Source organism: Streptomyces sp. NPDC040610 (assembly GCF_055594065.1).
Genome location: NZ_JBVIXA010000001.1, coordinates 86,967 through 99,600, shown reverse-complemented (window position 1 = coordinate 99,600; position 12,634 = coordinate 86,967). Strand labels below are relative to the sequence as shown.

Annotated in this window: 16 protein-coding genes and 2 pseudogenes; 11 read left to right on the top strand and 7 right to left on the bottom strand. The window is 73.0% G+C overall.

The window, feature by feature from the left end:
* Positions 1-129: 129 nt before the first annotated feature.
* Positions 130-858, top strand: a pseudogene (locus ACZ6AA_RS00525) (AzlC family ABC transporter permease); the annotation flags it as partial.
* A gap of 137 nt (positions 859-995) precedes the next feature.
* Entirely contained in the window at positions 996-1,310 is a 315-nt protein-coding gene (locus tag ACZ6AA_RS00520) for an AzlD domain-containing protein (protein WP_468450455.1), read from the top strand.
* A gap of 95 nt (positions 1,311-1,405) precedes the next feature.
* On the opposite strand, the pseudogene ACZ6AA_RS00515 reads toward ACZ6AA_RS00520, so the two are convergent.
* The 5 genes and pseudogenes from ACZ6AA_RS00515 to ACZ6AA_RS00495 all read right to left on the bottom strand — a co-directional run.
* Positions 1,406-1,681: pseudogene (locus tag ACZ6AA_RS00515) on the bottom strand (tautomerase family protein); the annotation flags it as partial.
* Positions 1,682-1,726: 45 nt separating this feature from the next.
* Positions 1,727-3,610: an AMP-dependent synthetase/ligase gene (locus ACZ6AA_RS00510; RefSeq protein ID WP_471455672.1), complete on the bottom strand. Its 1,884-nt coding sequence runs from the start codon at positions 3,608-3,610 to the stop codon at positions 1,727-1,729.
* 109 nt (positions 3,611-3,719) lie between these two features.
* Positions 3,720-4,571 (bottom strand): helix-turn-helix domain-containing protein, encoded by an 852-nt coding sequence (locus ACZ6AA_RS00505; RefSeq protein WP_471455671.1) that lies wholly within the window; start codon positions 4,569-4,571, stop codon positions 3,720-3,722.
* Between the two features lie 22 nt (positions 4,572-4,593).
* Positions 4,594-5,127, bottom strand: a complete 534-nt coding sequence (locus ACZ6AA_RS00500; protein ID WP_468450444.1) for a DUF6879 family protein — start codon at positions 5,125-5,127, stop codon at positions 4,594-4,596.
* Positions 5,102-5,359, bottom strand: coding sequence for a hypothetical protein (locus ACZ6AA_RS00495; protein WP_468450442.1), 258 nt, complete (start codon positions 5,357-5,359; stop codon positions 5,102-5,104). Before ACZ6AA_RS00495 ends, ACZ6AA_RS00500 begins: the two co-directional genes overlap by 26 nt.
* Before the next feature lie 192 nt (positions 5,360-5,551).
* Between ACZ6AA_RS00495 and ACZ6AA_RS00490 the strand changes: the two genes are divergently transcribed.
* The 4 genes from ACZ6AA_RS00490 to ACZ6AA_RS00475 all read left to right on the top strand — a co-directional run bounded on the left by ACZ6AA_RS00490 (position 5,552) and on the right by ACZ6AA_RS00475 (position 8,769).
* Positions 5,552-6,025, top strand: coding sequence for a hypothetical protein (locus ACZ6AA_RS00490; protein ID WP_471455670.1), 474 nt, complete (start codon positions 5,552-5,554; stop codon positions 6,023-6,025).
* On the top strand, positions 6,022-6,219 hold the full coding sequence (locus tag ACZ6AA_RS00485; RefSeq protein ID WP_468480331.1) for a hypothetical protein: 198 nt from the start codon (positions 6,022-6,024) through the stop codon (positions 6,217-6,219). The genes ACZ6AA_RS00490 and ACZ6AA_RS00485 overlap by 4 nt, the downstream gene beginning before the upstream one ends.
* A 169-nt stretch (positions 6,220-6,388) precedes the next feature.
* The gene (locus ACZ6AA_RS00480) at positions 6,389-7,477 is read left to right on the top strand and encodes an AraC family transcriptional regulator (protein WP_468480330.1); all 1,089 of its coding nucleotides are present in this window, start codon (positions 6,389-6,391) and stop codon (positions 7,475-7,477) included.
* A 107-nt stretch (positions 7,478-7,584) separates the two neighbouring features.
* The gene (locus tag ACZ6AA_RS00475; protein WP_468480329.1) at positions 7,585-8,769 is read left to right on the top strand and encodes a lipase family protein; all 1,185 of its coding nucleotides are present in this window, start codon (positions 7,585-7,587) and stop codon (positions 8,767-8,769) included.
* 226 nt (positions 8,770-8,995) lie between these two features.
* Here ACZ6AA_RS00475 and ACZ6AA_RS00470 read toward each other — a convergent pair whose 3' ends face one another.
* Together ACZ6AA_RS00470 and ACZ6AA_RS00465 are read right to left on the bottom strand one after the other, a co-directional pair.
* On the bottom strand, positions 8,996-9,430 hold the full coding sequence (locus ACZ6AA_RS00470; RefSeq protein ID WP_471455669.1) for a hypothetical protein: 435 nt from the start codon (positions 9,428-9,430) through the stop codon (positions 8,996-8,998).
* A gap of 36 nt (positions 9,431-9,466) precedes the next feature.
* Positions 9,467-9,913: a helix-turn-helix domain-containing protein gene (locus tag ACZ6AA_RS00465; RefSeq protein ID WP_471455668.1), complete on the bottom strand. Its 447-nt coding sequence runs from the start codon at positions 9,911-9,913 to the stop codon at positions 9,467-9,469.
* A 241-nt stretch (positions 9,914-10,154) separates the two neighbouring features.
* Here ACZ6AA_RS00465 and ACZ6AA_RS00460 point away from each other — a divergent pair, with 241 nt between their 5' ends.
* The 5 genes from ACZ6AA_RS00460 (at position 10,155) to ACZ6AA_RS00440 (ending at position 12,513) form a co-directional block, all read left to right on the top strand.
* Positions 10,155-10,445, top strand: a complete 291-nt coding sequence (locus ACZ6AA_RS00460) for a WhiB family transcriptional regulator (protein WP_468450428.1) — start codon at positions 10,155-10,157, stop codon at positions 10,443-10,445.
* 20 nt (positions 10,446-10,465) lie between these two features.
* A complete protein-coding gene (locus tag ACZ6AA_RS00455) occupies positions 10,466-10,987 on the top strand; it encodes a hypothetical protein (RefSeq protein WP_468450426.1) in 522 nt (173 codons plus the stop codon).
* Positions 10,984-11,175, top strand: coding sequence for a hypothetical protein (locus ACZ6AA_RS00450; protein ID WP_468450424.1), 192 nt, complete (start codon positions 10,984-10,986; stop codon positions 11,173-11,175). The genes ACZ6AA_RS00455 and ACZ6AA_RS00450 overlap by 4 nt, the downstream gene beginning before the upstream one ends.
* Positions 11,176-11,385: 210 nt before the next feature.
* Positions 11,386-11,787 (top strand): hypothetical protein, encoded by a 402-nt coding sequence (locus ACZ6AA_RS00445; protein ID WP_468450423.1) that lies wholly within the window; start codon positions 11,386-11,388, stop codon positions 11,785-11,787.
* A 90-nt stretch (positions 11,788-11,877) separates the two neighbouring features.
* Entirely contained in the window at positions 11,878-12,513 is a 636-nt protein-coding gene (locus tag ACZ6AA_RS00440) for a phage tail tube protein (protein ID WP_471455667.1), read from the top strand.
* Positions 12,514-12,634: the final 121 nt, after the last annotated feature.

Here is a 12,634-nt window from a genome sequence, read left to right as displayed (position 1 = left end):
GCCGGTCCGGACTCCCGATCCCGGCTTCCGATCCCGGCTTCCGATCCCGGCTTCCGATCGATTCGTTCGGCACAGAGTACCAATCGTTCGACTTGACGAACGCTTCGACGTCTGCCCATGCTACGCGACATGCGTTCGCCACACCGAACGGATGACCCCGCAGAGCGAACGACGGGGTTCGTCCGCCTCTCCGACCTGCCCCCGGGCGTCCTGCGCGACATCGCGCTCGTCTGGGCCGCCGACGTCGTCGTCGGCATCTCCTTCGGCGCGATCGCCGTCGCGGACGGCCTGCCGCTCTGGGTGCCGGTCGCCATGTCCCTGCTCGTGTACGCGGGCTCCGCCCAGTTCAGCGCCGTCGCCGTGCTGGCGGGTGGCGGCGGCGCCGCGGCCGCGGCGGCCACCGGGCTGCTGCTCAACTCCCGTACGGCGGCCTTCAGCCTGGCCGTCGCCGACAGCCTGGGCCGCTCCTGGGCGGCCCGCCTCGTGGGCGCGCACCTGATCACCGACGAGACGGCGGCATTCGTCCTCGCCCAGCCGGACCGCAGAAGCCGCAAGGCCGCGTTCTGGATATCGGGGATCGGCCTGTTCGCCGTGTGGAACGTGAGCGTGCTCGCGGGCGCGCTCGCCGGGTCGGCGCTCGGCGACACCGGGCGGTTCGGGCTCGACGCCGCGTTCCCCGCGGTGCTGCTCGCGCTGGTCATGCCCGCGGTGCGGGAGAGCGGGAACGCGCGCAGGGCCGGGGCGCTCGGCGCGGTGATCGCGGTGGCGGCGACTCCGGTCCTGCCCGCCGGGGCGCCGGTGCTGCTCGCGCTGGTCGGGCTGGTGGCGATGCGGCGACGGCCGGGCAAGGCGACGACTGGCGCGACCCCGGCGCCGGACACGGCCGCGCCTCCGGCCCAGGCCCAGGCTCCAGATCCGGCCCGGGCCCAGCCCTCCGAAGATCCCACCCCCGAGCCCGAGCCCGATCCCATCCCCGCCTCCCCGGGAACCCCCTCATGAACGCCTACCTCCTCTGCGTCCTCGTCCTCGCCGCTGGAACCTACGCCTTCCGCCTCGCCGGACCCCTCCTGCACGGCCGCGTAGAACTACCCGTCCGCGTACAGGAGTTGCTGACCGTGGGCGCGACCGTGCTGCTCGTCGCGCTGCTCGCCACCGGTGCGCTCACCGAGGGGCAGGACTTCGCGGGCTGGGCGCGGCCGCTGGGGGTGCTGGTCGGGGGCGTACTCGCGTGGCGGCGCGCGCCGTTCGCGCTGGTCGTGATGGGTGCGGCGGGGGCGACGGCCTTGCTGCGGCTGGTGGGGCTGTCCTAGGGCCTGGCCGGGCAGGACCACCCCGGGGCCCGGCCAGGCACGACGTGCGGCAGCCGCCCCCGCCCGATCAGCCCCGCCCGATCAGCCCAGGCCGATCAGTACGCGGACGCCGAGTTCAGCTCCGCCCACTTCTTCTCGGCGTCGGAGCCTCCCGGGGGCGGCACGATTCCGTTGATCATCCAGAGGTCCTCGCTGGTCTCGTCGGCGTGGAACTCCCAGTGCAGTCCCGGGTGCTGTTCGAGGTGCGGCTGGAGCATGCCCTTGATCCACTGGGCAGTACGGCGGCGGGCCTCCTGGTCGGGGTTGCGCCGGGCGATGTGGTCGATGGTGACGCGGACCCCGGCAGGGGCGGGCTCCCCGCCGACGTAGAAGTCCTCGGGCCGGGGCGCGCCCGACGGACCCCCGCCGAACCGCCCCTAGGCGCCCCGCCCCTCCTCGTACAACCTCTCCACCACCGCCCCGTACCGCTCCACCACCGCCCGCCGCCGCACCTTCAGGCTCGGCGTCAGGAGCCCGTCCGCCACGGAGAAGTCCTCCTCCAGGACGGCGAAGGCGCGGATCCTCGCCGGGCGCGACACCCGGGCGTTGGCCGTGTCGACCGCCTCCTGGACGAGGGCGCGGACCCGCGGGTCGGCCGACACGGGCTCGGTGAGGGTGAGGCCCGACCGGGATGCCCAGCCCGTGACCTCCTCGGCGTCGAGGGTGATCAGGGCGACGGGGTGGGGTCGCCGGTCGCCCACCATCACCGCGCGGGAGACGAACCGGGAGGCCTGGAGGGCGAGTTCGGTCAGGGACGGGGTGAGGTTCTTGCCCGCCGAGGTGATGATGAGGTCCTTCTTGCGGCCGGTGATGCGCAGATAGCCGTCCTCGTCGAGGGCGCCCAGATCACCGGTGTGCAGCCAGCCGTCGTCGTCGAGGGCGGCGCGGGTGGCGGGCTCGTCGGCGTGGTAGCCGGGGAAGACGTTGGCGCCGCGGGCGAGCACTTCGCCGTCGTCCGCGATGCGCACCTCGCAGCCCGCGATGGGCCGCCCCACGGTGCCGTACCGCACGGCGGCGGGGTGGTTGAGGCTGATGACGCCGCCGGACTCGGTCATCCCGTACCCCTCGAAGACCCGGATGCCGCAGGCCCGCAGGAAGTCCAGGACGTGCGGGGCGATCGGCGCGCCGCCGGTCAGCGCCCATCGCACGCGCCCGCCGAGGGCCTGCCTGACCGGCCCGTACAGGGTCTTGTCGGCGGCCTCGTACGCGTCGCGCAGCTCGTCGGGCAGGGCGCCTTCGGCCGCGAGTACGCCGATCCGTACCGCCTCCTCGAAGCGCTCGCGCCCGCCCTCCCCCGACTCGGCGAGCGACAGCACCACCGAGTGGATCTTCTCGAACAGGCGCGGTACGGACGGCAGATGGGTCGGCCGCGCCTCGGCGAGCTCGGCGACGACGTCCTCGATGCGGCCGCCGAAGTACACGAGCGTGCCGCCCTCGATGAGGGTGGTGAACTCGATGAGCTGCGCGAGCAGATGGGCGAGGGGGAGGTAGAGGTACGTGGCGTCGCCCGGGCCGCCCTCGATGAGGGGCAGGGAGGCGTCCTGCACGGCGCCGATGTTGCCGTGGGTGAGGACGCAGCCCTTGGGGGGTCCGGTGGTGCCGGAGGTGTAGATGATGGTGGCGGGGTCGCCGGGGGTGCGGGCTTGGGCCCGCTCCAGGAGGGCGGCGCCGGGCCCGGTGCCCACGGCGGCCCCGGACTCGGAGTCGGCGGTCGCCCCGGCGCCCACGTCCGCCCCGGCGTCGGCGGCCGCCCCGGACCCGACGGTTGCCCCGGGCTCACCGCCGCCGGTCACTCCGGCCCCCGCGTACGCCTCCGCCCCCGTCATCACCACCACCCGCCGCACCCCCGGCAGCTTCCCCCGCAGCCGCTCCACCTTGGCGGCCTGCGCCGCGTCCTCGCAGAGCACCACCGAGGTCCCGGAGTCACCGAGCACCCAGGCCACTTCGTCGTCGCCCGCCGTCGGATACACGGGCACGACGACGGCGCCGGCCGCGAAGGCGCCGAAGTGGGCGTACGTCCACTCCGCGCGGGTCTCGGCGAGGATGGCGACGCGGTCGCCGGGGGCGACGCCGAGGCGGAGGAGGGCGAGGCCCACGTCGCGTACGGCGGCGCGCAGCCCCTCGTACGAGACCTCCTGCCAGCCGCCGTCCCGCTTGAACCGCAGCGCGGGCAGCCCGCCGTGGCGGTCGGCCGCCCACTCCGCGAGGACGGACAGGGTCCGGGGACGTTCGGCCTGCGGCGGCGCGGAAGGGGGAGTCATGGCTCGACGCTAGGGAGGACGGGGGGCGGGCGGGATGACGCGAAACGTCAGCGGGGTTGGCCGGGGTGCTCAGGGGGGCGGTGCGGGCGGGCTCGCGCCCGGCCCGGGGTCAGCGCAGCACCTCGATCGCCTTCACGATCAAGGCGCGTGCTTCGGCGCCGTACACAGCCATGCTGCGGAGTTGCTCAAATGCCTTCACATACAAGGCGATCTCGGATGGTTGGGTGACGTTCACCTCTGCGGACATCAGCTCGACCGACACCAGCGTGTCGTCGTGCACATCGAACGTCTCCTGTGGCGACAGCACACGCTCGTGCGTCGCCGTCGGGACGATCCCGAACGACACCTGCGGCAGCGCACCGGCGGTCAGCAGGTATCCCAACTGCGCGGCCATCGCGTCCGCATCGCCGAGTTGGTAGTGGAGCACCGCTTCCTCGATCACGAACACGAAGCGGTGGCCCTGCTCGTGGATGACCTGCGAGCGCCGCACGCGTGCGACTGCGGCGTCCGCCCCGTCGTCGGGGACGTCCAGGAGCTGGGCGTTCCTGCTCAACAGTGCTGTGGCGTAGCCCTCGGTCTGGAGCAGTCCGGGGATGAGCACCGGGGAGTACGTACGAAGCAGCGCGGTCGACCGGTACAGCTCGGTGTAGCTGGTCTGCAACCGGGCCAGGCCGGTCCGGACGCGGCGACGCCACTCCCGATAGAGCGACTCGGCGTGCTGAGAAGAGGCAATCAGGTCCGGGACCTGTTCCGCGGTGCCGGTCGCGCGGCACCAGAGGCGGATGTCCGTCGGGGAGGGCGGGGTGCGCGCGTTCTCGATCCGGCTGGTCTTGGCGTGGTGCCAGCCGCACCGGTCGGCCAGCTCAGTGACCGTCAGACCGGCGTCCCTCCGCAGGCCTCGAAGCCGCCGCGCCACGTTCTCGCGAGCGGCGTGGGCAGAGGAGGACGGGGAGCTGGGCATGAGCGGACCGCGGTGCCTTCTGTCAGTGGATCTCGTACTGCTCGTGCGGGACGGCGCGGTCCCAGACGGCTTCGAACGCGTCCACGCATTGTCTGACGATGCCCGGTTCGGAGCGCAACTCCATGTCGGGGGAGGCCCAGTTGCCGTCTCCGGTGAAGTGGTTGAACAGCACTCGCGTCCCGTCGAAGATCCACAGGTCCGCGCCCGGCAGCATCAAGTCGACGGCACGCGGGCGGGGCAGCCACCTGACCTGTTCCCCGGCTGCGACGTTGACGACAGCCCCGGCGTGCTCGTAGCGGATGTAGTCGGTGACCGGTTCGGACACGATCCGTGCCCGGCGCACGACCACGCCCCGGGCGACCGCTCCGGAGATCATGTCCACCCAGGGCGCCCAGTACTCCGAGCCGGGATCGACGTCCCGCCGGCCGGTTCGCAGCCAGGAGTGGAAGTCCTCGGCCTCGTCACCGACGGCGTACTGGTCACGCATCTCCAGGTGCACCGCCGAGTGCCGCGCGGCCTCGAAGAGTTCGTCAAAGCTGAGTGCGTTCTGCGGCATCGCAGGCCTCCCTCAGGACCGAGATCAGACGGGCAGGAACGCGGATCACCGTCTCATGGTCGGGGATGCCCGGCGCGTGCCCCGGTGCTGTCCGGGCGGCGCACTGGGATCGCGTCCGTTGGTCGGCGGTGTAGCTCTGGATCACGATGTCCGCGTTCTCCTGGTCCACCCAGGCCGTGGGGGATCCGTTCTTCCCGGTGTCGGGATCGGTCCCGATGAACTGTAAGTCCATGGCCGTCTCCAGCGTTGTGGTCGTGCGTTGATGTGCACCAAATTCCCGCCCAGGCCGCACGGCGTCAAGAGCACACATCAGTACTACCGCCGACCAGAAATCTGAGTGCACATCGCCGCACATCGCTGGATGTCCTGCACGCGATGTCCCTAGCGTCGCCAGTGACGACGGAACCCCTGGGAAGGCAACCGGATGACCCCACCCCATGGCCCCCGACAGCCCATCGCCGCATGGCTCGCCGGAGCCGACCCCCGCCCCGACCTCGTCCGCCTCGCCTGGGCGCAGCAAGGCCTCGCCCTGCTCCCCCTCGGCCGTCGCTTCGACGCGGTCCGCGTGGCCGCCGAGCGCGTGCACGCGGCCGTGGGCAGCGGCGAGCCGCGGGCGGTCGCGGCGTTCCTGAGCGACTGGCTCGACGGCCCCGTCATCCGCGACGTCCGCAGCGCCTACGGCCCGTACTACGTCCTCATCTCCACGGACGCCCCGTGGCACGGGACGGAGGAGCGGCTCAGCACGAACACGCTCCTCGGCGTGCCCCGCCTCGGCCGCCCCCTCACGACGCTGACCCGCTGGGTGGTCCCGCCGTCGGCGCCCGGCGACCTGTGCGACCCCGGGCACCTGGGCGCCCTGCTCATGACGGCCGACCCGCTGCGGACGGTGGAGCCGTGAACCCCACGACGGCCGACCTCGACGAGCGGACGACGCGGCTCTACGCGGACTACATGGGCCATCTGGCCGGCTGCCCGCCCTGCCGGAGGACGGACTACTGCACCGTCGGCGACCGCATGCGCCAGGCGTGGAAGGCGGCCCAGGGCGCCGCAACCCGCGCCTACCGGCCGGCGCGCGCCGGAGGGTCGGCTTAGCGCGAAAGGGGCGTGCCGGTCCGGCAGTTGGGCGTGGGCGGCCGAGCCGATCGCGGGCGCGACGCCGTCCGTGGCGTCACGGAAGGATCCGGCCAACCCCCGCCCTCCCCCACCGCCCTCCCTCACCGCCCCCTTCTTGCCCGCGCCCCCGCCAGCTACCGTCGACGCCATGGCCAGGCGGACGATCACCGTGCACCATGTGCGGGCCGTGCTGCGCGGGGCCGAGCGTGCGGGTGTCGACACCGTGCCGCTGTTGCAGGCCGCGCAGATTCCGCCGCTGCTGCTCGGGGACGACCGGGCGCGCATCACGGCGACGCAGTTCGCCTGGCTGTTCCGGGAGTTGTACCGGGCGACGGACGACGAGTTCCTGGGGCTCGGGTCGTCGCCGAGCAGGCCGGGGACGTTCGCGATGATGTGTTACGCCGCGCTCGGCTGCCGCGATCTGGGGGCGGCGATGGAGCGCGGGGTGACGTTCTACGGGCTGTTCCCCGGCGGCCCGGACCTCGCCCTGACCCACACGGCCGACGGCGTCGTCTTCACCGTACGCAACGACCTCGACCAGGACTTCTTCCTCGCCGAGTGCCTGGTCATCATCTGGCACCGGCTGTGCAGCTGGCTGATCGGCCGCCGCATCGAGCTGCGCTGGGCCGACTTCGGGCATCCGCCGCCCCCGCACAAGGACGAGTACGAGGAGCTGTTCGGCTGCCCCGTCCGGTTCGGCGCGGAGCGCACCGGCGCCGGGCTCGCCCCGCACTGGCTGGCCGCGCCGCTGGTGCGGGACGAGGACGCGCTGGCGGCGATGTTGCGGCGGGCGCCGTTCGACCTGCTGTCGCGGCGGGAGTACGGGACGACGGTCGCCGAGCAGGTGCGGCGGGCCCTCGCCGTGGCGCTGCGGGACTCGCCGCGGCTGCCGTCGCTCGGCGAGATCGCGGCGCGGCTCGCGGTCAGCCCGGCGACGCTGCGCCGCCGGCTCGCGCAGGAGTCGACGTCGTACCAGCGGCTGAAGGACGCGGTGCGGCGGGACGCGGCGATCGCGGGGCTGGCGGAGGGGCGCGAGCCGATCGCGCGGCTCGCGGCGCGGCTCGGATTCTCCGAGGACACGGCGTTCCACCGGGCGTTCCGCAGGTGGACGGGGACGACGCCGGGGGCGTACCGGGCGGAGGCGCCCGGAGCCGCTGGCTCCGACGCGCCGGGCGCGCGCGGCGCGGGTTCACCGCCCCGCTCGGCCGGGGCTGATACACCAGGTCAACGAAGCTGAGCTTTCGCGTCAGCACAGACCTTACTCACGAGTCACTACGGTCGACGCCTGCACGTCGTCCCGTTCGCTGGAACTTCCCGTCCCCCACGATCCGTTGGGAGAGCCGCATGCACGTACGCACCCGCACCGGTTTCAGAGCCCTCGCCCTGATGGCCGCGGCAGGCCTCTCGGCCGCGACCCTCACGACCACCGCGCACGCGGAGGACACGGCCAAGGACACCAAGCCCCGCGTCGCCGCCCCCGGCGACATCGTCAGCTCCGAGCCGAGCGCCTTCCACCCCCTCCCCGGCCAGCCCACCCACACCAAGGCCTGGAAGATCCACTACCGCTCGACCACCGCCAAGGGCGCCCCGAACACCGTCTCCGGCACGGTCATCGTGCCGCAGGACGGCCGCACCGGCCCGCGCCCGCTCATCACGTACGCCGTCGGCACGGTCGGCATCGGCGACCACTGCGCGCCGAGCGCCGGGTTCCCCCGCGGCACCACGATGGAGGCGAACCTCATCCAGCAGCTCACCCTGCGCGGCTGGGCGGTCGCCGTGACCGACTACGAGGGCCTCGGGACGCCCGGCGACCACACGTACACGGTGGGCAGGGCCGAGGGCCAGGCGGTCCTCGACGCCGCACGCGCCGCGATCCGGCTGCCCGAGGCGGGCCTGTCGAAGGACTCGCCGGTCGGCATCATGGGCTACTCCCAGGGCGGCCAGGCCTCCTCGTGGGCGGCCGAGCTGCACGGCTCGTACGCTCCCGACCTCAAGGTCAAGGGCACGGCGACCGGCGGCGTGCCCGGGGACCTGCAGAAGGTGGCCGCCTTCAACGACGGCTCCTACGGCTCGGGCCTGATCTTCATGGCGGCGATCGGCCAGAACGCGGCGTTCCCCGAGCTGAACCTGGAGTCGTACCTGAACCCGGCGGGCAAGGCCCTGATCGGCGCGCTGCGCAACTCCTGCGTGGCGGACGGAGCGCTCCTCGGCTCGTTCAAGCGCATCAAGGACATGACCGTCAAGAACCCCCTCGACCAGCCGGACTGGCAGCAACGCCTGCGCGACTCCCAGGTGGGCACACGCGCCCCCGACGCACCGGTCTACCTCTACCACGCCCTCGCCGACGAGCTGATCCCGTACAGCGCCGGCACCCAGGTCCGCAAGGACTGGTGCGCCCGCAAGGCCAACGTGGAGTGGCACACCGTCCCGCTCGGCGAACACGTCACCGGCGTCATCACCCAGTCGCCGCTGGCGGCGCAGTGGCTGGCGGAGCGGTTCGCGGGGAAGCCTGTGCGGGGGAACTGCTGAGGTCGCCTCGCCGAGGCCCCTTCGCCGACGGCCGCTCGGTGAGAGCTTCTCGCTGACAGCCCCTCACTGACAGCCCCTCGCTGACGGCGCTGTGCCGACGGCACGGCCCGGCCCGCGTCGGCGCCGGGGGCACACCGGCCGGGCGGGCGCCCGTAACGGCGCCTGCCCGGCCTTCGGCGTCCAGCAGCCGGGCGGAGCGGCACCGGTTGGGTGCCGACCGGTGCAGTCAGGTGTCTTCCGTGTACGGGAAGCGCAGCACGCGAGCGGGGCGGGCCGGGTCGCCCCGGTCGGCGCCCGCCACACCCCGGGCCCTCGCCCCCGGGCCCCCGGCCGCCCCCGGAATCCCGGGCACGCGGACAGGCGGCCCGGACAACCCCTCCGTATCGGGGTGCCCCGCACCCCGCGCGGACTCGTGCCCGCCGCCCCCGACGGGGTCACCCGCCTCGCGGCGGACGGGCTCCACGGCCCCGGCGTGCCGCCAGCCCTCGCGGAACCAGCGTGCGCGCTCGCGCTCGATCTCCTCGTCGGTGACGACGCGCACGTGCCCCGCACCCACGTCGGCCACCTTGCGGCTCAGCTCGGCCAGCAGCTCGGCCACGAGCCGCCGACCGGGCTCCGCCGCGCCGTCCGGCCCAGCCGGACCGTCCCCCGCCTTGTCCATCTCCCCCTCCTCAGTGCCCCCTCGGACCGTCCGGTCCTACGTACCGCCGCCCTCCGGCAGGAACTGCCGTACCACTCTCACGAACAACTCCCGCTGCTCCACGGGCACTTCCATTCTCCAGGCCGCCTCCTCGGGGCTCATCCGGGATTCAGCCGCCGCGCCGTCGTACCGCTGGTTTCCGGACAGCGGAAGGTCGTCCTCCGTGAGCCGCCCCGACCGGATCAGCATGTCGCGCAGCGGCACGTCGAGGACGACGGCCAGGCGGCGCATCGTCTCCAGGTCCGGCATGCTCTGCCGCTGCAACAGGCGGCTGACGCCCGCGCGGTGCACGCCCGCGTCGTCGGCCAGTTTGGACTTGCCGCCACCCCGCGGACTGTCGATGTCGTAGCCGCGCCGGCGCATCAGCTCCTCGACCCACGCGGCGAACTCGTCAAGTCCGTCGCCGCGGCCGCGGCCCGCGCCCTCCCCCACGCTCGAACGCATGTGATCGCTCTCCCCTCGTAGCGAGGGCAGCGTACCGAGCGCGCACGCACTCTCGTGTGTGCGTGCTCGCACGCATTCGTGGAGATCCTGTCAACAGTCCTGCTCCACAGGACAGTTGGTACGTCACCGCACCCCTCCACTCCGACCGGCATCCGCTTGCGTGCGCACACGCACCATGCAACGCTGAGAGCTCGTTCGCCACACTCGAACGATTGTTCCCACATCTTGGGAGGGCTTACACATGCCTGCTCGGACGACGTCGCAGCCACCCGCCCTGACCTGGAACGACTCCCCCAACTCCACCCCCACGGGCGAGCGGCTCGACTGGCGCAGGTCCGCCGCCTGCGCCCAACTTCCGCAACGTTCCGTATTCACACGCGTCCCTTCCGAAGCGGCCGAGGTATTGCGCGCCTGCAACCAGTGCCCCATCCGTAAGGAGTGCGAAGCCGTGGTGAACCCCGCGCACACCTGGTTCGACGGGGTCAGCGGCGGCCGGTTATGGCGCAACGGGCGCGAGGTGGCTGCCGCGTGAGCCGCCGCACGCCTGCGTCCATGTCCGCCAGTGACGGCCCGGCGGTGTGGCTCGGCGCACTGGCCCGCCGCTTCCCCGACCTCCTCGGCGAACTCGCGCCGAGCCCCGGCAGCGCCCTGCGCGAACGCCCCGGCGCCACCCGCGTCGGCGGCACCTCCGCCCCCGTGCGGCTCTGCGTCTCGGACGCGATCCGCGATGTCACCGACGGAGTGGTGGAGTTGGAGGAGGCGGTACGGGACCGGCTCGGCCTGCGCCCGGTGGCGCCCGCGCCCGTACCCGTACGCCTGCGTCGCATCGCGGGGCTCCTCGACCGCGTCACCGCACACGCGGACCTCACCGCACACGTCACCGACGAGGCCCGCCGCATGGTCCACCGCTGCTCCCGCGTCCTCGGCGACCCCGAGCAGCTGGTCCGCGTCGCGGGCCGCTGCCCCGCCTGCGACTCGGTGTCCCTGCGGGCCCTCCCGGAGCGGGCGCTCGTGATGTGCGTGAACCCCGTGTGCCGACACGTACTCGAGGGCGAGGAGGGGGCGGGCGGATGAGCGGACACGGAGGAGCCCTGGTCACGGGCGAGTTGGCGGCGGCCGAGGTGCAGGTGGCGGCCGCGACGATCCGGAAGTGGGTGCAGCTGGGGCATCTGGCGGCGGCGGGGCGGCAGGGGCGGCGGCATCTGTACCGCCTGGAGGATGTGTTCGCGGCGGAGCGGGTGGTTCGGGGGCGGGGCGTGTAGCTCGTCGCTCTTCGGCTGGAGGCGGGGTCACCGGTGCGGACCGGTGGCCCCGCCTTCGTCTGTCTACGCCAACTCACCTTCTCAGTACGCGAGTTGCGGGCATGACCGGCACCCTTCACACTTGAGGCAGCGGCAGAGCTGCGCCCCGACCCGGGGCGACGGACCTGCCGCTTTCTGCTGCCCCCGCACCCTTGAGAAGGGAGCATCCATGTGAGCGTCCTGACCTTCCCCGACGCGGAACGGCTGGTCGTCGACTTCCTGAAGAACCGCCCCGAGCTGGCCGGTACGACGGTCGACAACCGTCCGCCCGCCGGTTTCGACGGCACCGAGAAGGCCGTCCTCGTCTCCCGCGTCGGCGGCGCCTGGCTCGACGACCAGCACCTGGACCAGCCGCTGCTCGACCTGGAGACGTACGGCCCGGACAAGACGACGGCGCACGCGGTGGCCCTCGCGGCCCGCGCCTGCGTCCTCGAACTGTCCGGCACGACGTACGGCACCGCGGTCGTCACCGACGTCGCCGAGTCCGACGGGCCGCGCTGGCTGCCGGACTTCAACCGCCCCAAGGGCAACCGCTACCTGGCCACCGTCCAGCTCCGGCTGCGGCCGGCCTGACCTTCGCCCCTCCCCTCACCCACGGGCCCCGTCGATGTCCGACGGGGCCTTCGTCATGCCCGAAACCCACCCACACCCCGAGGAGTTCGCATGCCCAGCACGCCCGGAAACGGCGGTCAGATCCGCGTCGCGGGAACCGGCCGCATCCTGGTCGCCCCGGTCACCCTCCCGCCCGCCGGGGCCGGTGAGCCCGTCCCGGTCCCGGTCCCCCGTACGACCACCGACGACTGGCCGGTGGCGCACTGGCAGGACCTGGGATTCACCACGACCGACGGCATCAAGTTCAACAAGAAGGAGAAGATCGACCCCGTCGACACCTGGCAGTCGGCGACGCCGGCCCGGTTCATCTACTCCGACCGCGACCTGACCGTGAAGTTCCAGCTGCTCCAGATGAACAAGCAGACGCTCGCGTTCTTCATGGGCATCCCGGCGTCGGAGATCAAGCAGACCACGACCGCCGACTCCCCGCCGAAGCCGGTCGACGGCACCTACGAGTTCCAGCTGCCCAGCAACCCGCAGAAGGACGAGCGGGCCCTCGGCATCGAGTTCAAGGACGGCGCGGACATCACGTACCGCTTCATCGTCCCGCGCGGTCAGGTCACCGAGACCGAGGAGCTGGGGCTCACCCGGACCGGCGCGCTGAAGCTCGGCGTGACCTTCACGGCCCTGGAGGGGCCGAACGGCGAGCTTGCCAAGTGGATCATGAAGGACAAGGCGTACGCGTAGGTCCTCAGGCCCGTGGGGGGGGGGGGGGGGGGGCCCCCCCCCCCCCCCCCCCCCAAACCCCCCCCCCCCCCCCCCCTCCCTCCCAACCCCCCCATCCTTGCTCTTGGGCCCGTTCGGATGG